Genomic DNA, 19,281 nt, shown 5'->3' with positions numbered 1-19,281 from the left:
ACAGGTCATTACGGCTCACCGGTTGCCCGATGGCGAAGGTCGCCAGCACAGACCTGCAGCACGCACGGATAAATTACCCATCAGCAGCAGCCCGCGACAGGCGGCGAGCGCAAACCAGCGCAATCTGCGGCAGGTCAATCGAGCTCACCCGGCGCCGCCGCGCGCGCCATGGCGGCGCTTTTGCGCCCGGCCCGTCGCGGCCTGTCATGCAAGTGACATAAAGCATCCCTAGAATCCGCAGCGTTCCCTCATCCACGCAATCCAATCCACGGTACGCCATGACAACCACTGCTCCTCACCTCTCCACCCTTCCCCGCCTGAATGCCCTGACGCTCGGCGTGCTGGCCATGCTGGCCGGCCTGAGCTGCGCCAGCGCCCAGACCGCCGTGCCACTCGACGGCGCCAACGGCGCCAATGCTGCGCTGGTAACCGCCGCCAACAGCGTGGTCATCGCCGGTCAGCGCTCGAGCTTGCGCAACGCCATCGCCGCGCAAGAGAAGGCAGACAATATCGTGAGCGTGATCAGCAGCGACGACATTGGCGGCCTGCCGGACAAGAATGCCGCCGAAGCACTGGCGCGCCTGCCGGGCGTGTCGGTGCAGCGCGACCAGGGCGAAGGCCGCTACGTGAGCGTGCGCGGCCTCGGTCCCGACCTGAATGCCGTCACCATCAACGGCGCGCTGGTGCCGTCACCCGAAGCGGGCCGGCGCGCGGTGGCGCTGGACGTGCTGCCGGCCGGCCTGATCCGCTCGCTGGAAGTGAGCAAGACCTTGACGCCCGACCAGGACGCCAACTCGCTGGGCGGCACCGTCGAGGTGAAAACCCTGTCGGCGTTCGACCTGCCCGGCAAGCTGTTGTCCGGTTCGATCGGCGCCAGCCGCGACCAGAACATCGGCAAGACCAGCCCCAACGCCAGCATGCTGTTTGCCGACCGTTTCATGGACGGCAAGCTGGGCGTGGCCGGCGGCATCAGTTTCGAGAAGCGAGAGTTCGGTTCCGACAACGTGGAAACCGGCGGCGCCTGGGAGGGTAACAACCCCGGTAAACTATCGGGCGTGGAACTGCGCGACTACCTGCCCACGCGCGAACGCCGCGCCGCCGCCATCAATCTCGACTATCACGGCGACGAGCACAGCAAGTACTTCCTGCGCAGCTTCATCAGCGACTTCAGCGACGACGAAGTGCGCGACCGCCTGACCATCAGCAATGTCGCCGGCGGCAGCGTGGCCGAAGGCGCCACCGCCACCGCCCGTGGCGAACGCCGCCTGCGCCAGCGCAAATACACCCAGACCATCAGCTCGGTCGTGGCCGGTACCGAGCAGAAGTGGGACCGCTGGAAGCTGGAAGTCTCGGGCGGCATCAGCCGCGCCACCGACGACGCGCCCGAGTCGATCAACGACGCCCGCTTCCGTGGCAGCAGCAACTTTGCCGGCGTGGGCTTTACCGGCACCGATATCCCGCGCCTGACCGGCCCTGAGTCGCTGTACGACGCCAGCAAGTACAAGCTCAACTCGATCGCCCTCAAACAAGGCGACGCCACCGACAAGGAACGCCATCTCCGCTTCGACCTCGGCCGCAAGTACGACCTCGGCGAAGGCACCGGCAAGTTCAAGTTCGGCGCCAAGACGAGCCGCCGCGAAAAGGACAACAATACCGAAGCGTGGTCGTACAGCAGCTCGCAGATCGGCGGCGCCAGCACTGCGCTGACCAGCTACATTACCGGCGAACAGCTCGACTTCAAACTGGGCCGCATCGGCAACGCCATCAACCCAGGCGCAATCCGCCAACTGGTGGCCGGCTTGAACCGTGCCAACGCCCGCGTGCTGGTCGATTCCACCGTGGACGATTACGGCCTGCACGAAGACATCGACGCCGCCTACCTGCAACACAGCTACGACCTCGACAACTGGCACCTGCTGGCCGGCGTGCGCGCCGAGCACACGCGCTTCAAGGCGGCTGGCACCAGCGTTAACGAGGAAGAAGAAAGCTTCACGCCGGTGCAGCGCCAGCGCTCGTACACCGACTGGCTGCCCACCCTGCAAGCCCGCTACGACCTCGACGGCAAAACCAGCGTGCGCGGCGCCTGGACCCACTCGGTAGTGCGCGCCAACTTCGACCAGCTCAAACCCGGCATCAGCCAATCGAGCGACACCGAAGCGACCATCGGCAACCCCGACCTGGCGCCACTGAAATCGACCAATCTCGACCTCGGTATCGAACGGGTGCTGGGCGACGATGGCGCGGTGTCGGCCTACGTGTTCCACAAGGACATCAAGAACTTCACCTACACCACCAACCTGGCCGGCAGCGGCGCCTGGGCCGGCTACACTTCGGCGATCACCTACGCCAACGGCGACCAGGCCAGCGTCAAGGGCCTGGAACTGTCGTACAACCAGCCGCTGCGCATGTTGCCGGCGCCATTCAACAACCTGGTGTTCGGCGCCAACGGCAGCCTGACCCGCTCGAAAGCCAACGTGGCCCGCTACGACCAGGCCGTCGGCGCCATGCGTGCACGCAGCATCCACCTGCCGGGCCAGTCGAACCGCGTGATGAACCTGATGCTGGGCTACGAACAAGGCCCGCTGTCCACCCGCATCGCCGTCAACTACAAGTCGCCTTACCTGCTGGAAATGGGCGACGACATCCTCGACGCCGGCCAGGACCGCATCGTGGACAGCCAGAAGCAGGTCGATTTTTCGCTGTCATACCAGCTGACCAGGCAAATGCAGCTGAACCTGGAAGCGGCCAACCTGAACAACGAGAAATACTACACTTACCTGGGCAGCAAGGCGTACAACGCCCAATACGAACAATACGGCCGCACCTACAAGCTGAGCTTGAAAGTGAGCCTGTTCTAAACCGGGAATCGGCTCGCAATCCACCGCGAGCCCCCAACCGTAAAGCCGTCATCCCGTAACAGCGGACCGCCGCGCAAGCGGGAGTCCAATGCAGCCGGACAGCGCCAGCCGCCAGCCGTGAACGCCGGCCGCCAGCCGCCGCCCCAAAAGCCGTCATCCCTGCGCAGGCGGGGATCCAATACCGAGCAAGCGCCCACGCGCCAACAAAAAAATGAAACCGTCACTCATCGCAATCGCCATCACCCTGGCCCTCACCACCGCAGCCCAAGCCGCCACCATCCCCGGCCCCACCATTCCCGGCCCCACCACCCACGCCCATGAACTGGCAGCCCTCCCCAACGGCAACTGGCTCGCCCTCGACAAAACCGCCCTGCGCCTGCTGGCCGCAGACGGCACCGAGCGCGCCCACCTCACCGTGCGCGCCAAGCACCTCGACACCCGCCCGCTCGGCAACAACACCCTGGCCGTGATCGTCGATGCCAACGCCGAGCAAGCCGTGCCCATCCTGGTCGATACCGCCGCCGGCACCCTCACCGCCCAGGCGCCGTTTCCCGCTCCCGCCTTCGGCATCGAAACCGCCTGCCTGTACCGCGACGCCCAGCAACTGGACCACCTGTTCCTGGTCGCCAAGGATGGCCAGGCCGAGCAATGGGTGATCAACGGCGAACAGCGCCTGCCGGTGCGCAAGCTGGCCCTGCCACCGCACAGCAAGCACTGCCGCGCGGACGATACCAGCCACCAGCTGCTGATCAGCGAAGAAGGCGCCGGCCTGTGGGCCTATAACGCCGACGCCGAGGGCGGCCCGCACCGCGAAGCGGTACTGCTGAAAAAACCGTACGGCACGCTGGAAAAAGGCGCGGGCGCACTGTTCATCCTGCCCGGCGGGGTGGCCGTGCTCGACGCCAAGGGCAAGCAGCTGCACCTGCTGCGCCACGAGGCCGGAAAGTGGAGCACCGTGTCCGCCACCGACACCGCCATCAAGGGCGCCGAACAGCTGGCAGTCACCACGACCGCCGACGGCAAGCTGCAACTGGCCATCGGCGGCGAGGAAGCGGCCGGCTGGCAAGTGCGCACGCCAGCGTGGACCGCCACCGCGCCCAAGGCCGATGGCAAGGCCATCATCATGCCGCGCGCCCAGACCGAACCGGTCGCCCGCACCGGCGACGCTGCCGACGATCCGGCCATCTGGCGCAACGCCAGCGACCCGCAAGGCGCGCGCATCCTCGGCACCAACAAGAAGCAGGGCCTGCTGGTGTACAACCTGCAAGGCAAGCAGTTGCAACTGCTGGAAGTGGGCCGCCTGAACAATGTCGATGTGCGCCAGGACGTCAAGATCGGCAACCGCCAGCTCGACGTGGCAGTGGCCACCCAGCGCGACGACAACAGCGTGATGGTCTTCACCATCGACGCGCAAGGCACGGTGGCCACCGCCGGCGCCTTCAATACCGGCCTCAAAAACATCTACGGCATGTGCTTGTACCGCCCGGCCGATGGCGGCGTGGAAGCGTTCATCAACGACAAGGACGGCACTTTTTTGCAATACCGCATCGTGGCCGATGGCGACAAGGTCAGTGGCAAGCTGCTGCGCCGTTTCAAGGTCGAGACCCAGCCCGAAGGCTGCGTGGCCGACGACCGCAACCACCGCCTGTTCCTCGGCGAAGAGCGGCGCGGCGTGTGGACCGTCTCGGCCAAGGGCGACGCCCCGGCGAAACTGGACATGATCATGCCGGCCGGCCCGCAACTGGTGGCCGACGTGGAAGGCATGGGCATCTACCATGGCGCCAAGGCTGACTACCTGGTGGTATCGAGCCAGGGCGACAACAGCTACCTGGTGATGGACGCCAAGGCGCCCTACAAAGTGCGCGGCAGCTTCCGGGTCGGTTACAACCTGGCCGCCGGCATCGACGGCACGTCGGAGACCGACGGCCTGGAAGTGAGCTCGGCCAACTTCGGCGGCCCGTACGGCAACGGCATGCTGGTGATCCAGGACGGCTACAAGCGCCTGCCCGACGGCCCGCAGAACTTCAAGATGGTGGCGTGGGACGACGTCGCCAGGGCGCTCAAGCTCGACTGATTACGCGTTAAAAATTGTGGCGCAAGCCCAGGTTGTAAGCACGGTCGCCGCTGCCCGATTCGCTGTTGTTGGCGACCGTGTAGCCGGCGCCGTTGCGGTTCGAGATGCTGCCGTACGCGGTGTACAGGCTGGTGCGCCTGGACACCGGGTACACATAGCCAACGCCCCAGGTGTTGGCATCCTGGTTGAACGCGGTGCGGTCGTCCTTGTGCATCACCGACGCCATCACGGTGCCGGTGGCGAGCGGCATGGTAAAGCCGAGCAGCGCTTCGCGGCCATCGGTCGAGGCGGTCGGTGGCACGCCGCCATAAGGATTGCCGGTATTGCCCAGCGGTGCGGCGTTAAAACCCTTGTCGATGCCGACTGCGGCAAACAGCTTGATGAAACCGAAGTTGTAGTTGGCCGCCAGCAGCTTGTTGCTGGCCGAGCCACGCAGCACGGCCGGCGTGGTCGGCGTGCCCACCAGGTCGTTGTTCTTGTGGTTGTAGGCAAAGCGCACGGCCAGCGGGCCGCTGCTGTAGCCGAACGAGGTGCCCACCTGGCGGCCGGCAGACTCGCTGCCCGCCTGCTCGCCGAAGCTGTAGGCAACGTCGCCGTTCCAGCCCTGCACGGTCGGCGAGGCAACCATCACCGTGTTGTTGGTACGGACATTGGTGCCCCAGTCGGGGAAGGTGTTCTTGATGGAGCCGGCGTAGCCGGTTGCAAACGGATCGGCCACCGCCACCAGCGTGTTGTGGTACGGCGTGGTCTGGCGGCCCAGCATCAGCGTGCCGGCGCTGTTCTTCAGGCCGACCAGCGCCTGGCGGTTGAACAGCATGGTGCTCGAGGCCTGCGTGCCGGTATCGAGGTTGTAGCCCGCTTCCAGGATGAAGAAGGCGGACAGGCCGCCGCCGAGGTCTTCGGTACCCTTGAAGCCGATGCGCGAGGCTGCTGCCGGGCCGCTGGTGAGCTTGGTGACGTTGCCGTCGGCGCCGCCGCGTTCGCCAACGATGCCGATGTCGGCGATGCCGTAAATGGTGACGTTCGACTGGGCGTGAACCGGTGCGGCTGCAATAAAGGCTGAGGCAACCGCCAGGGCAGCCGAAAGATGCTTGTAATTCATGTGTCTCCTCTAGTTGTTGTGTGCGCCCCCCTCGCGCCGCTGCGCGGCAAAGTGTTCGATCGCCAGCAGGCGGAACGCGGTGACGGCGGGGTTTTCCTGGTCGGCGCGCCAGGCCATGCTCATCTCGGCTTGCGCCACCACGTCGTCGAGATGCCGGAACTCGACGTTGTCGTAGTGGAAGCGCTGGGCCGACGCCGGCAAGATCGACACGCCCAGCCCAGCCCGCACCATCGACAGAATGGTCGGGCTCTGGTCGATGTACTGCGTGATCTGCACGTGCACATCGTTGCTGGAGAAAATGCCCATCAACCGGTCATAAAAATACTTGCCCTGCACCGGCGAATGCATGATGAAGGGCTGGTCGTTCAACTGCCTGAGTGCGATGCGCTCGTACGCGCACAGCGGGTGCCCCTTGGGCAACGCCACCACCAGCGGCTCCTCTTCCACCAGCTGCAATGTCAGCTGCTGGCGCGAGGACACCGGGCGCATGAAACCGAGGTCGATGGTGTTGGCATAAAACGCCTCGATCTGCGCCACCGAGATCAGCTCGAACAACACCACGTCGATCTCGGGCAGCGCTACCTTGGCAGCTGCCAGCAGGCCCGGGATCAGCTCGTAGCCGGCCGCGCCGGTAAAGCCGATGCGCACCCTGCCGGTCTTGCCCTGGCTGGCGCGGCGCACCGTGGTTTCCGCCTGCTCCGCCAGGTTCAGCAGGCGGGTGGCGTCGGCCAGGAATACCCGGCCTTCCGTGGTGAGCTTGACGGTGCGCCCCACCCGGTCGAACAGCTCCACGCCCAGGCTGTGCTCGAGCAATTGAATCTGCCGCGACAGCGGCGGCTGCGTCATGTTCAGCAGCGCGGCGGCGCGCCGGAAATTCAGTTCGGTCGCTGCGGCAACGAAGCAGCGCACCTGTCCCAGGTCTAGCATGGTGTGTCCTGTATGGCGTCAAAAGTCAGCCATGATAGCGAGAAACTGCTCCAGGACGGGTTCGCTCTACCTCTGCCTTTCGTCTCAGGTGGTCAGGCTGCCCTCGGGACGCTGCCCTGCCAGGCCCGCTGCCAGGCTGGCCAGCACCATCTCGCCCATGGCCGTGCGCGACTCGACGGTGGCGCTGGCGCGGTGCGCCTGCAACACCACGCGGTCCATCGGGAACAGCGCTTCGGGCACGTTCGGTTCATCGACAAACACGTCCAGGCCGGCGCCGGCGATGGCGCCGCGCGTGAGCGCATCGACCAGGTCGCTTTCCACCACCAGCTTGCCGCGGGCGATGTTGATCAGGTAGCCGTCCTTGCCCAGCGCATCGAGCACGGCGGCGTTGATGATGCCCTGCGCCTTGTCGGCAGCAGCGGCCAGCACCAGGATGTCGCTGTCGCGCGCCAGTTGCAGCAGGTCGGGCACGAAGTTGTATGGCAACTCGGCGATGTGGCGCAGGTCGGTATAGGAGATCGGGCAGTCGAAGGCGGCGGCGCGCTGGGCAATCGCGCGGCCAACCTTGCCCATGCCAACGATGCCGACGCGCTTGCCGCTGAAGCGGCGCGACAGCGGAATCGCGCCCGGATGCGGGTTCTTCTGCCAGTTGCCGGTCTTCACAAACGCATTGCCCGAGCAAATCTCGCGGCACGAGGCCAGGATCAGGCCGATGGCCAGGTCGGCGACGTCTTCGGTCAGTGCGCCAAAGGTGGCGGTGACCGGCAGGTTGCGTGAGCGGGCAAATTCCAGGTCCACCGCGTCGGTGCCCACGCCGTTGACGGCAATCACTTGCAGCGCCGGCAGGCTCTCGATCATGGCATTGGTAATGCCGGTGTGGCCGCCGGTGATCACGCCCCGGATATTGGCGCCGTGCGCTGCCAGGTAAGCCGTCTTGTCCTGTTGCTCGAACAGGCGGTGTACGGTGTAGAGTTCGTTCAGCTTGTCGTTAATCGCTGGTACGAGGATCGGGTTCAGTTGCAGGACGTGTGGTTTCAATCGGGTCTCCCTGTTAGGCGATGGCAAGCATCGAGTTGTGAGCGCATCATGGGATGTTTTTTTTTGCGCGTCCAATCCCAAAACGCTATCAACTGATACACGGCCGGGAATGATTCAATTTGCGGATCACCTCATGTCCATAAAAGATTGGACGCGGTTCGGTACGGGTGGGAGGATTTGTGACCAAATAAAAAAACACCACTGGAGACATCTATGCGACAGCAATCCACCGCGAGCATGCCGGCAACACCTGTAGCTGCAGCACCGCAAGAAGAAAAGAAAACCAATTACCGCTGGGTGGTGATGGGCCTGATTTTCTGCATCTGGGCCATCGCCTGCGCCGACCGCGCCAACTTCGGCATCGCCCTGCCCTACATGAAGAAGGAATTCCACATCACCAATACCGAAGCGGGCCTGATCGTCAGCCTGTTTTCGTTTGCCTACGCCATCGTGCAAATTCCGGTGGGCATGCTGTACCGCCGCCTCGGTGAAAAAGCCAGCGGCATTTTCCTGGCCGTGTGCATGGTGTTTACGTCGCTGTTTACCGCGCTGATGGCCACCACCACGTCGGTGCTGCTGCTCCAGCTGTACCGCATCGGCCTGGGCCTGTCCGAAGGACCGCTCGGCATCGGCTGCACCAACGTCATCAACCGCTGGTTTCCGCCGCAGGAAAAAGGCCTGGCGACCGGTTTGTGGATTGCCGCCTCCAAGCTGGGGCCGTTAATGGTGCCGTCGGTGTGCCTGATCGTGATTGCGATCTGGGGCTGGCGCGAGATTTTCTACGTGTTTGCCGTGCCCGGTTTCCTGTTCGCGATTCTATGGCTGCTGCTGGTGACCAACTCGCCGAGCGAGAGCCGCTTCTGCTCGCCAGCCGAGCAGCGCTATATCCGTGGCGAAGGCGCGCCTGCCGATGCTGGCAAAAAGCCGGCACCACGCCACCTGCGCAGCATGCCGCTGCTCGACGCCATCAACCGCACCCGCCGCGTGGAGCGCCTGCACACAATCGGCCAGGTCTTCACGTCGTGGAACATCATCGGCGTGGCGCTCGGCTACGGCTGCATGATCGGCATCACCAACATCTTCATGTCGTGGATCCCGACGTACCTGGTGACGGTGCGCGGTTTCGAATCGGTCAAAATGGGCTTCCTGGCCTCGGCGCCGTTCATCGGCGCGGTCACCGGCAACATGATCGGCGGCCTGATCTCCGACCGCCTGCTCGACGGCCGCCGCAAGCCGATGATGCTGCTCGGCGCCATCGGCACCACGCTCATGCTGTGCCTGCTGATCAACGCCCCCGACAGCGCCGTGTTTCTCGGCGCCACGCTGCTGATCTCGGGCCTGATGGTGGGCATCGGCTTTGCCGGCTACTCGGCGTATGCGATGGGACTGGTGAGCAAATCGACGTACCCGACCGCGTTCGGCATCGTCAACTTCCTCGGCCAGATCGGCGGCGCAGTGGCGCCGTTGATGGTGGGCATCTTGCTCGACCATTTCGGCTGGAGCAGCGTGTTCATGTACATGGTGGGCACGGCGCTGCTGTGCGTGGTGCTGGTGGCCAGCGTGGTGGAGCCGGTGGCGGAGCCGGAAGCGTAACAACCTAGGGGGGTGGCGCACCAAGCGTGCGCTACCCCAAACCCGCATCGAACAAGCAGGCCTAACCTGACACTTTCTGATCCGTCAGGAGACAGCCATGCGCGCGCAACGCACCGATGGGGGCCTGCATGTCCAGGCGATTGCCGGTAGCCACGTGATTCTCTTCGGCTTCGACTGGCCCGAAGCGCGCGCGGGCCAGTTGCAAGGCTTCGCCATCCACCGCACCGACCACGAGACCGGCCGCGCCGACTGGCTCGAAGCGCAAAAGCGCTACGCCACCACCGACCCTGGCACCGGTAAAGACACGCGCGTTTCCACCCGCAACCACCCGCTGCAGACCTTCCAGTGGGCCGACTACACGGTGCGCCCCGGCGTCGATTACACGTATCGCATCGTCGCGCTCGGCGGCACGCCCGCTGCGCTCTCGGTGCTGGCCGAGGTGGACGTGCCAGTGCGCACGATTACGCGCACGGCGTCGGGCCACGCCGTCCACTTCAATCGCGGCGCGATTGCCGCCCAGGAGTATGCGCGCCGCTTTGCCAACCGCGCACCGGAGGACGTGCCCAACAACCAGGCCTTCGAATGGCTCAGCCGTGGCCTGTTCGAATCCCTGCTCGCCTTTATCGCCCAGGCCCAGGCCGGCGACGCGCTGCATGCCGCCATCTACGAAGCGCGCCACGCGCCGGTGCTCGAGGCCTTGCGCGCGGCGCGCGAACGCGGCGTGGCGGTGCGCATCATCTACGACGCCAAGGAAAACGGCGACGACGACAGCCCGTCCTATCCGCGCGAAGAAAACATCGGCGAGCTCGACATGGCGCACCTGGCCGACATCGGCATCGCGCGCGAGAACAATCCCGGCTACATCGCCCACAACAAGTTCATCGTGCTCTCCACCCAGGGCACGCCGCACGCCGTGTGGGGCGGCTCGCTCAACTGGTCGCAAAACGGTTTTTTTGGCCAGCTCAACACCGGCCACGAAGTATGGGACGCCACGGTGGCGCAGCAATTCCTCGCCTACTGGCAATTGCTGGCAGCAGACCCGGCCAGCGTGGCGCTGCGCGCAGCGATCACCACCGCTTTCCCGTTGCCGGCGCAATGGCCCGACGGTTGCACGCCGGTCTTCAGTCCGCGCAAGGAACGCGACGCGCTCGACCGCTACATCGCCGAAATTCACGAAGCCGATGCGGTGCTGCTCACGCTGGCATTCTCGATCGACGACCGGCTGGGGCAAGCGCTGGTACCCGAGCATCGCGGCGTGCGCTACGTGCTGATGGACGGCCTGAAAGGCAACAAGAAGCAGGTGGAAAAGATCGGCCGCATCGTCAGGGACATTCGCGCCACCGAGAGCGGCCGCGTGGCAATGGGCGCCTACCTGCGCACCAATGCGCTCGATCAGTTTCTGCTTGAACGCAGCAACGCCATGGCCCAACACGTGCAATTCATCCACACCAAGTTCATGCTGATCGACCCGCTGGGCAAGCGGCCGCTGGTGATCAGCGGCTCGGCCAATTTCAGCCTGGCATCGAGCAAGCAGAACGACGAGAACATGTTGGTGATCGCCAACGACCACGAGGTGGCCGACATCTACCTGGGCGAATTCATGCGGTCGTACACCCACTACGCGTTCCGCGACGCGGTGCGCTCGGCGATGGCGTCCGGCACCTTGTTTGCCAGCAACCCGCTGGTGGAAGATTGCAGCTGGGCGCAAGCGTATTACGGCACCGGCTTTCGCAGCCGCCAGCGCAACTATTTTTCGCGCAGTGCAGTGTAGGTAATTCCCAGCGTCACGACGTTCAGCGCGCAAGCGCTTCATCAACATACGGCCGATATATCTCAATCAGCCGTCGATAGCGCGGCAAGTGAAAACGCAACTCGAGCTCCATCGCAGCCGGCCCGTCGATCACGCGCGACAGATAATGCCTGGTGAGCACGTTGTGAAACAGGATGTCTTCATCCTTGAGCTTGCGGCCCGGCGTGAAATTAATCAGGAGCAGCGGCGGCGGATAGCGGAACGCGCGGCCACCATCGGTTTTGTCGATCATGATGGCCCAGGCCAGCGCACGGTCGCCTGGCTGGACGAACACCAGCCGCTTTTTCGTGCTCAGTGCCTCCGAGAACGGAAAGTCCGGCGCCAGGGCGGCCATCAGCGCCAGGCTGACCTTGGGTGTGAAAACGCCGGCATTGTCGACATCGGAGACAATGGCGTAGTCAGGCTGGCAGACGTCGGACCAATAGCGCCGGTCGAGCGCCAGCGGCTTGTTGTGGTCGCGTACAGCCGGCGTTTTCTGGTTAGTGGAAATGATCAGCGGTATGGTCAAGGTGCAGCGGGCAGCAGCTTCCAGGTACCAGTGATCCTGATCGCGGCTGATTTCGGCGTCCGCATGACGGTGGCCGTTGTCCAGCAGGCCCATGGCGACGGCATCGGCCACCAGGTCCAGCGGCGCGGCATCGGTGTCGATCGACAGTTGGCCCACGTGCAGGTAGTTGCGGTACTCGTGCAAGCCCGTGCGACGTACGAGATCAACGAGCATACCTGCTTCATCGCACTGAAGGGGCATGCCATTGGCGGCGATCACCTGCTTGAGCTGTTCCACCATCAGTGCCCGGCCCAGCGGGTTGATCAATGGCGCCGGCAGGTGATTGCGCATCCATATTTCGCGCGCATAGAACGCACGCCAGCCGTCGGCAATATCCTGCTCGATCAGTGCGATCCAGTGGCCGATCAGCGTATCGGCATGGTCGGCCAGGATTTGCTGCAAGCGCACCACCACCCCTTGCAGGTCGGAATTTTTCAGCTTGAGCGGCGGTTTCATGCACACCGCTCCAGGAACGGCGCGTAGAACGCCATGAGGCGGCGGCTGCGACCGACATGGAACAGTATCGCCACCTCCAGGTCGCGTGTGCAGTAAGTGCTGTGACGGAACTGCTTGCCGATGACATTGCGAAACAGAATATCGGCGTCTTGCAGCTCCCCGGGCTGACGCCGGTTGACCAGCACCAGTTGCGGCGCCCCGAAATGGTCGTGCGGCGGTTCCCGGTCGCACAGCAGCGCCCAGGCCAGCGCATCCTCGCCCTGCTGCACGAACACCAGGCGCCTGGTGCTGCCCAGCACTGCCGAATACCTGAACTCGGGCGCGATGGCGCTCATCAGGTCCATGCAGCATTGCGGACGGCACATGGCAAGGTAATCGAACACTTCGCGGTACATGCTCCACTCCACGTGGTGCAGCGCCCGCCAGTACACGCCGTCATTTTCCAGCGCCACTCCAGCCAGGCGCACCGGCGCTTCGCGCGGGCGCCGCACGCTCACCGGCATCGGCGTGTGCGTGGCGGGCCCCCATGTCTCGACATGCCAGTTGCGTTCGTTGGCCCATACTTGGTAACGGAAGTGCCGCTGCTGGTGTTCCATGACATCCGTGGCCACGGTATTGGCGGTGTGGTCGAGGACGATATGGGGCGCGCCGTCCGCTTCGATATCGAGCACACCGATATCGAGATAGTTGCGGTAGCCGGGATCCGTGTGCTCGTGCTCGCCGTCGGGCGACGCTGTGGCTGAGCCCAGGATGGTCGCGCGCAGCCGTTGCACCATCACCTGGCGGCCTGCCGCGTTGATCAACGGCGGCGGCAGGTTTTCCTGCAACCAGATTTCGCGCGCGTAATAGCTGCGCCAGCCATCGGCGATGTCCTGTTCCATCAGTTGCAGCGTGTAGTCGAATACATGCTCGGCCTCTTGCGCGAGGCTGGCGCGGAAGGCATCAACGTGGTCGTTCATCTGTTCTTTCTCAGGGTGGTCTTCACGGCTGGGCAGGACGCTGCGCGCCAAATATTTTCCAATTATTTCTCATTGAACTGGTAATCCTTTGGCATCAACTGGCACCCGCTTGTCAGCACTGAGCGTCTGATACGATGCTTTCAAGATCCAACGAATATTTTCTTGTTGATTATCACGGTACCACTTCATTCCTTCCTCCAGCACGCGATATTTTTGCGGCAAATCCACGGCATTTTTCAAATTTTCCGTCAATAAAACCGCCAACGCCTGGAGCAGAGGCCCGGCCAAACCCTCGTAAGGCGTCAGGACATACTCGTCCAGTGCCCCCTTGCTGATCCTCCAACCAGACAAGGTATAAATTCTGACTTCTTGAGAGCCAAATGCCATACTGTCGCCAACATCTGAACCACTGGGCGCCTCGATGTAAAACACTTCTTTCGTCTTGGTCGACCAGATCGCGTAGGGATAGAATTTTAGATCGATGGCAAAATTTTCCCACTTAGCATTCCTGTATCTGAACGCAGTCTGCTGCACCTCGCGCATACCGGGAGAGGGATCTTCGCCCAGACGCGCAATCCAGACATCCATCACCTCGCATGTCCCATCGCGGTCGAGGTCCACAAACCTGCGCTGGACGTTATAAGCGGCATACGACTCCTGCGGCGTGGGCGGCGGAGCCTTGGAAGGTTTCTGGCACGCCGTGAGATCCACCCACTGGAAATCCCGCGACAAGTCAGCGGTAATGGCCGCGAAAGCAAGAGTTGACGCCGCGGCATTGAGCACAAGTGCCGCCAGTAATCCGCGCAGTACGCATCCCCAGTTCGATTTCAATTTGGCGCTGACGTGCTTGCCATTGCGAATCCACGCTGGCCAGAGCGTCACTCTGCAAGGCATCAGCAATTGCCGTTTCCACTCAAGCGTCATGGGCGGGTCACGCCACGTTCCGCACGCTTGATCGCATCAGCCATCTGCGGCGAACACACGACAACTTCCAGCGGATGGTCGGCATTGCTGGTTTCGGGATGCTGAAAATCCTGGTTCGAATAGTGCCTGCCCTCGCAGTATTGCTTGCGCAAAAATTTCATCACTGTCAGATAGTCCGCATTGCTGACCGTTTGCGGCGTGTCGAATTCAGTATTCCACTGGTAGACGGCGTAACTGTCCGCATGCGCCATGAAGTCGGGATAGGCGTTGGAGAAGCCGATAAAGTACGGCGCTTTGGACTTGCTGGAATATGCCACCAATGCTGGCGCCATTCGCGTCACGCCGTCGGGCATCACCAGGCCTTCGGGCGCGGGCAATTGCTTTCTCCAATGCTGTCTCATTTTTTCGATGTTGCCAAAGGTTCTGGCGCCCTTGTCAGTGCCCAGCAAGATCGCTTCCTTTGCGCCGTACTCGGGTAATCCGGTATTCATCGGGTAGGCCAACGTCATGATCCAGTCGCACCAGCCATCGCCATTGAGGTCTATCGTGGTGGCCGCCGCGCCCACCGTTTCGGCATGCACCGTTTCCTTCATCTTCGGCGCCGGACGACCGGCACCTTTGCAGGCGGCCGCCGGCTTCAGGCTCAAGTCCGCTTGCTGCAGTGCCGCCGCCTGAGTCGACACGACGACAACGGTTACCGATAACAACGCTATCCAGATCTTTTTCACTGTCGCTTCTTTCATTAGATGCTGAGCCGCTTTATGTTTGCGCCTGCCCGTTATCCGCCTCATCATGGCGGACTGGCGCTGCGCCGGAGGTGCCCGGTGCACGCATGATTTTCCGTACGTTGTCATCGTCACCGCTTAGTGTTTGCACCGGACCAGCAGGTACTTCGACACCACCCCATTCGCTTCGGGAAATGACCGCAAAGCACTTTGCGGATCGCAGGCCTGTTCGAGTTCGAACGCTTCCACGTCGGGATCGAAGGCCTGAATGGTGTCGCTTGCTGCGGTCGCTGCAGGCGCGCGCATCCTGGCCCCGTGCGCCTTGAAGTAGGCATACACCTGGGCGGCTTTCGAACCCGGCTCCCATTTATCGAGCAGCCGCAAGGTGTTACGGTCCGCATCCCAGTCGAAGATGCGATAGCCTGGCCTGCCGCTGCGCTGACCGTTCCGGCTGTACAGCGCTGCCACGACGTAATTGACCTTGCGGACCGCGTCATGGATGACCGACGGTTCCTCACCAAACAGAAACTGCCGCTGCTGCGCGCTGGTTTTGCCGTACCCCAGCCCGTCCGGCTTATCTTGCGGCACGTCGGCGCCAATACGGGTCCAGCCCGCCGCGCGACCAAGGTATAGCGTGTTGATCGATTCCCGATCGCCGCCCGTGGACATGGGCGCCGCAGCGTTCAGATACCAGTCGCAAAGGCCATCGCCATTCAGATCGATGCGGTAAAACGAAAACCAGTCATGCATCTCGGAGCCGTCTACACGCTCCCAGCCATTGCCTTCCACCACACCGTCGCCACGGGTGGCAGCGGCTACCCAGTTGAACGCGTTTTTAGCTTTTGCCAGCGCGTAATATTTATCCGGCAGGACTTTACCTGCAGGCATACGACAGGCCGGGATGGTATTCGTCAGTCCGGTGGTCTGGCCGGCTGCGGCCGCGCAGGCCGATGCCAGCAGGAGCGGAATCACATTACGCAAGATTTTTTTCATCAGTAATTCATTTCAATATCAATGGTGTAAATTGCAGGCCGCCTATCCCAACGCCGTGGGTGCCGGGCCTGACAGTGTCGTTGCCCAGGCTCTCGGTGCAGCGCAGCGATTTCCAGTCGCCTTTCACGGTATGGCCAGAGGTGCCGATGAAGTTTTTCACATATTCATAGGAGTCACTGCAACCATCTTGTTGCCGCGGCCTTTCGCACTTTCCAGCGACGTTTTCATCGGTTGAGTCAGGCCCAGCTACGTCAGAATATCGGCGCTGAACGCCGTGTAACCACCCAACAATTCCTCGACCAGCGTGCTGCCTATGTTCAGATATCTAAAAATATCGCATAGAATGCGGTGAAACGTCGACTACGGGCGACATGAAACAGGAGTTCGGTTTCAAGGTCTCGCATGCAGTTGGCGGTGTGCCGAAAACGCTTACCAATCACGTTGCGGAACAAAATATCAGCGTCAAGCAACTCGCCAGACTGGCGGCGGTCCACGAGCACCAGTTGCGGCGCGTCGTACGCAACATGCATTTTTTTCGGTCAAACACCAGCGCCCATGAGAGCGCACCATCGCCTTGCTGCAAGAAAACGAGCCTATTTACTGTACTGAGCACGGGCGAATAGGCAAAGTCAGGACAGATAACCCTCATTAAACTCAGGCAGCCATCTGGCTGACACAATGTTTGAGAAATGTCACGCTCAATCCCTTCCATTGAGGCTGCTGCCTGCATCGAGCACAGTGTCTGTTTCGGTACTGAACTCGTTCGCCTGCAGCATTACGCCGTTGGTGTTACTCAGCCCCACCCCGATGGTGCCGGTATTGGAAAAACCTGTCCGCACGGTGTTATTGCCCACGATCGTGCCATCGGCCGAACGCAAATACATCGCGTATCCATTGAAACCTGGTGCCAGACCCTTCAAGCGAAACGTATTACGTTCGATCCGCGCAGCCGGGCCATAGCTGAGCAGCGCAAAGTGAACGAGGGTGCTATCTTGCTTGTTGAAAATGGCGCTGATCGTGTTATCGCGCACCAGGTTGCCTCTGCCGGACAACATGATCGCCTTGCGCACATCGACGAACTGCATGGACTCGATCACGAAGCCGGTATCGGTAAAAACGTCGTTGACCTTGACCGGCAGAATGGGGTAAGCAGCGGAAGGGGAATGTCCCTTGTCAGATAGATGAATGCCCACGCCGGCGCCATCGATGCGCCCGTTATGAATGCGGATATTCTGGCCGTACCCATCGACGCCTGCTCCGGATGCGCTGACCGTGTGGCCACGGAAGTCGACGTCCACGTCACTGGCGCGGATGTCGATCACCGGGCCGGGACAGCCATGCTCGAACGGCGAACAGAAAGATTCATAGTCCTGGTCAAGACAATATTTCCCGGGACGGTTGATATAGAGCGACAGTTTGCTGAACCTGTTGCGATCCCACTGTAGCACCTCGCACCCGTCCACGGTGAACTTCGGCACCAGAGGCGGCGCTATCGCGCGAACGCCTTGCCCGGCCTGCTCGGAACCCGGCAGCAACTTTTGCTTGATACTTTGCGCGACCAGCTCGGCGAAAAAGCGGGCGGCCAGCAGGTCGTCGCTTGGAAGTGTGGTTGCCGCTGCCGGGAGTGCGGCGGTAACCATCGATAGCACGATAACCGTGCGGAGAGCTAGAGTCATGGGCGCTTGATTGTCATCGTCTTTGCAAGGCCGCTAATTGGGCTACTTGGGATACACATCAAAGGACGAATATAAATGGTGTTTGGCATCCAGAAATACGTTAATTGTCACAATTTAAATATTTTTTAAATAGAACTATCTTGGCGGTTTTTTGAACCGTGCGCGAGATCGTTTTCGTTACACTTGCGGCTTGGTAGCCGATGATTCCACCGTTACCTTGCTTCTCAGCATGCTCAACAGGCACTACCGTCCCGGACGACTCGAAGTCGTTTGGAAGGTTAGAATTTCTGCTCCAAAGGTGAAGTGCCTTCCATCGTGAAGGCTGAAGCTTTTCATTCCCCCTACATCATCGAAAGGCCCTACCTTGAACGAACAAAACCGCCGCATCCTTCTGGCCAGCCGCCCTGACGGCAAGCCCACCACCGACAATTTCAAGTTCGACACCGTACCAGTGGCCGAGCCGGGCGACGGCCAGGTGCTGCTGAAAATCCTGTATCTCTCGCTCGATCCCTATATGCGTGGCCGCATGAGCGCGGCCAAATCCTACGCTGCGCCGCTGGAAGTTGGCGACGTGATGGAAGGCGCCACGGTCGGCCGGGTGATCCAGTCACGCGACCCCGCATTTGCCGAAGGCGATATCGTGCTGTCCCATTCGGGATGGCAAAATTTTGCCATCGCCGACGGCGCCACCCTGCGCAAGCTCGACCCGTCGGTCGCACCGGTTAGCACGGCGCTGGGGGTGCTCGGCATGACCGGTTTTACCGCTTACGCCGGCCTGCTGACGATCGGCCAGCCCAAGCCGGGTGAAACCGTCGTGGTGGCAGCGGCCAGCGGCGCCGTGGGTTCGGCAGTCGGGCAGATTGCCAGGATCAAGGGAGCACGAGCGGTCGGGATCGCCGGTGGCGCCGACAAGTGCGCGTTCCTGCGCGACGAACTCGGCTTCGATGTCGCGGTCGATCACCGTGCACCGGACTTTGCCGACCAGCTCAAGGCCGCCTGCCCGCAAGGTATCGACGTGTATTTCGAAAACGTCGGCGGCCACGTGTGGGAAGCTGTTTTTCCACTGTTGAACGAATTCGCGCGCGTGCCGGTGTGCGGCTTGATCGCACAATACAACGATACGGCGCCGCCCGCTGGCCCGGACCGTCTTCCTGGCTTCATGCGGGAAGTGCTCAGTCGCAGCCTGAACGTGCGCGGCTTCATCCAGCGCGAGTTTGTTGATCAGCGGCCGGCTTTTTACAAGGAGATGGCGGCGTGGATTGCGTCTGGTCAGGTTCGGTATCGGGAAGATATCGTGGAAGGGCTTGATGCGGCGCCGGAGGCTTTCATGGGGTTGTTGGAGGGGCGGAATTTTGGCAAGCTGGTGGTGCGTATCGGGGAGTGATTGACTGGGCGCTGCGCGCCCGGCAAATTATCGGTTCGAAGGGGTATTGCTCGTTAGGGCCGTGCTCTTCGAACTTCACACACGAAGCCCACAGGAGCGTTGTTCGCTTGCATTCAGGTTATATGGACAAGAGAGGGGCAAGTGGCCATAACATAACTAATTGCCTAATATCAATTTAATGGCGCTCAAACCCATTACGCTTGCATTACTCTTGA

15 protein-coding genes are annotated in these 19,281 nt (G+C 62.2%); 6 read left to right on the top strand and 9 right to left on the bottom strand.

Annotated features, from left to right (window positions below; all coding sequences use genetic code 11):
• Nucleotides 1–278: 278 nt before the first annotated feature.
• Together DUPY_RS06860 and DUPY_RS06855 are read left to right on the top strand one after the other, a co-directional pair.
• On the top strand, nt 279–2,858 hold the full coding sequence (locus DUPY_RS06860) for a TonB-dependent receptor (protein WP_070247087.1): 2,580 nt from the start codon (nt 279–281) through the stop codon (nt 2,856–2,858).
• Between the two features lie 211 nt (nt 2,859–3,069).
• Complete coding sequence (locus DUPY_RS06855) at nt 3,070–4,932, top strand: phytase (RefSeq protein WP_070247086.1); 1,863 nt, start codon at nt 3,070–3,072, stop codon at nt 4,930–4,932.
• A gap of 7 nt (nt 4,933–4,939) precedes the next feature.
• Here DUPY_RS06855 and DUPY_RS06850 read toward each other — a convergent pair whose 3' ends face one another.
• From DUPY_RS06850 to DUPY_RS06840, 3 genes are all read right to left on the bottom strand, one after another.
• The gene (locus DUPY_RS06850; RefSeq protein WP_070247085.1) at nt 4,940–6,034 is read right to left on the bottom strand and encodes a porin; all 1,095 of its coding nucleotides are present in this window, start codon (nt 6,032–6,034) and stop codon (nt 4,940–4,942) included.
• Nucleotides 6,035–6,043: 9 nt separating this feature from the next.
• Nucleotides 6,044–6,961: a LysR family transcriptional regulator gene (locus tag DUPY_RS06845; protein ID WP_070247084.1), complete on the bottom strand. Its 918-nt coding sequence runs from the start codon at nt 6,959–6,961 to the stop codon at nt 6,044–6,046.
• A gap of 84 nt (nt 6,962–7,045) precedes the next feature.
• Nucleotides 7,046–7,999 carry a 2-hydroxyacid dehydrogenase gene (locus tag DUPY_RS06840; protein ID WP_070247083.1) on the bottom strand — a complete coding sequence of 318 codons (954 nt, stop codon included), beginning with the start codon at nt 7,997–7,999 and terminating at the stop codon, nt 7,046–7,048.
• Nucleotides 8,000–8,212: 213 nt separating this feature from the next.
• On the opposite strand from DUPY_RS06840, the gene DUPY_RS06835 reads away from it, so the two are divergent.
• Both DUPY_RS06835 and DUPY_RS06830 read left to right on the top strand, forming a co-directional pair.
• The gene (locus DUPY_RS06835) at nt 8,213–9,592 is read left to right on the top strand and encodes an MFS transporter (protein ID WP_070247082.1); all 1,380 of its coding nucleotides are present in this window, start codon (nt 8,213–8,215) and stop codon (nt 9,590–9,592) included.
• Nucleotides 9,593–9,689: 97 nt separating this feature from the next.
• Nucleotides 9,690–11,363: a phospholipase D-like domain-containing protein gene (locus DUPY_RS06830; RefSeq protein WP_070247081.1), complete on the top strand. Its 1,674-nt coding sequence runs from the start codon at nt 9,690–9,692 to the stop codon at nt 11,361–11,363.
• Between the two features lie 22 nt (nt 11,364–11,385).
• Here DUPY_RS06830 and DUPY_RS06825 read toward each other — a convergent pair whose 3' ends face one another.
• The 5 genes from DUPY_RS06825 to DUPY_RS06805 form a co-directional block, all read right to left on the bottom strand.
• The gene (locus DUPY_RS06825; protein ID WP_070247080.1) at nt 11,386–12,405 is read right to left on the bottom strand and encodes a hypothetical protein; all 1,020 of its coding nucleotides are present in this window, start codon (nt 12,403–12,405) and stop codon (nt 11,386–11,388) included.
• Nucleotides 12,402–13,364: a hypothetical protein gene (locus DUPY_RS06820; RefSeq protein WP_141749447.1), complete on the bottom strand. Its 963-nt coding sequence runs from the start codon at nt 13,362–13,364 to the stop codon at nt 12,402–12,404. The genes DUPY_RS06825 and DUPY_RS06820 overlap by 4 nt, the downstream gene beginning before the upstream one ends.
• A gap of 69 nt (nt 13,365–13,433) precedes the next feature.
• On the bottom strand, nt 13,434–14,288 hold the full coding sequence (locus tag DUPY_RS06815) for a hypothetical protein (RefSeq protein ID WP_070247078.1): 855 nt from the start codon (nt 14,286–14,288) through the stop codon (nt 13,434–13,436).
• Entirely contained in the window at nt 14,285–15,016 is a 732-nt protein-coding gene (locus DUPY_RS06810; protein WP_141749446.1) for a hypothetical protein, read from the bottom strand. The genes DUPY_RS06815 and DUPY_RS06810 overlap by 4 nt, the downstream gene beginning before the upstream one ends.
• 135 nt (nt 15,017–15,151) lie before the next feature.
• Nucleotides 15,152–16,006 (bottom strand): hypothetical protein, encoded by an 855-nt coding sequence (locus DUPY_RS06805; protein ID WP_070247076.1) that lies wholly within the window; start codon nt 16,004–16,006, stop codon nt 15,152–15,154.
• A gap of 371 nt (nt 16,007–16,377) precedes the next feature.
• On the opposite strand from DUPY_RS06805, the gene DUPY_RS28340 reads away from it, so the two are divergent.
• Nucleotides 16,378–16,629, top strand: a complete 252-nt coding sequence (locus DUPY_RS28340) for a hypothetical protein (protein WP_167359039.1) — start codon at nt 16,378–16,380, stop codon at nt 16,627–16,629.
• 75 nt (nt 16,630–16,704) lie between these two features.
• Here DUPY_RS28340 and DUPY_RS06795 read toward each other — a convergent pair whose 3' ends face one another.
• Nucleotides 16,705–17,682, bottom strand: coding sequence for a right-handed parallel beta-helix repeat-containing protein (locus DUPY_RS06795; protein WP_070247074.1), 978 nt, complete (start codon nt 17,680–17,682; stop codon nt 16,705–16,707).
• A gap of 364 nt (nt 17,683–18,046) precedes the next feature.
• On the opposite strand from DUPY_RS06795, the gene curA reads away from it, so the two are divergent.
• Entirely contained in the window at nt 18,047–19,066 is a 1,020-nt protein-coding gene (curA, locus tag DUPY_RS06790; protein WP_070247073.1) for an NADPH-dependent curcumin/dihydrocurcumin reductase, read from the top strand.
• The last annotated feature ends 215 nt before the right edge of the window (nt 19,067–19,281 follow it).

It is taken from the genome of Duganella phyllosphaerae (genome assembly GCF_001758785.1).
Taxonomy (GTDB): Bacteria; Pseudomonadota; Gammaproteobacteria; order Burkholderiales; family Burkholderiaceae_D; genus Rugamonas; species Rugamonas phyllosphaerae.
The sequence above is the reverse complement of the archived record's forward strand: the minus strand, read 5'-3'. Positions and strand labels throughout refer to the sequence as shown.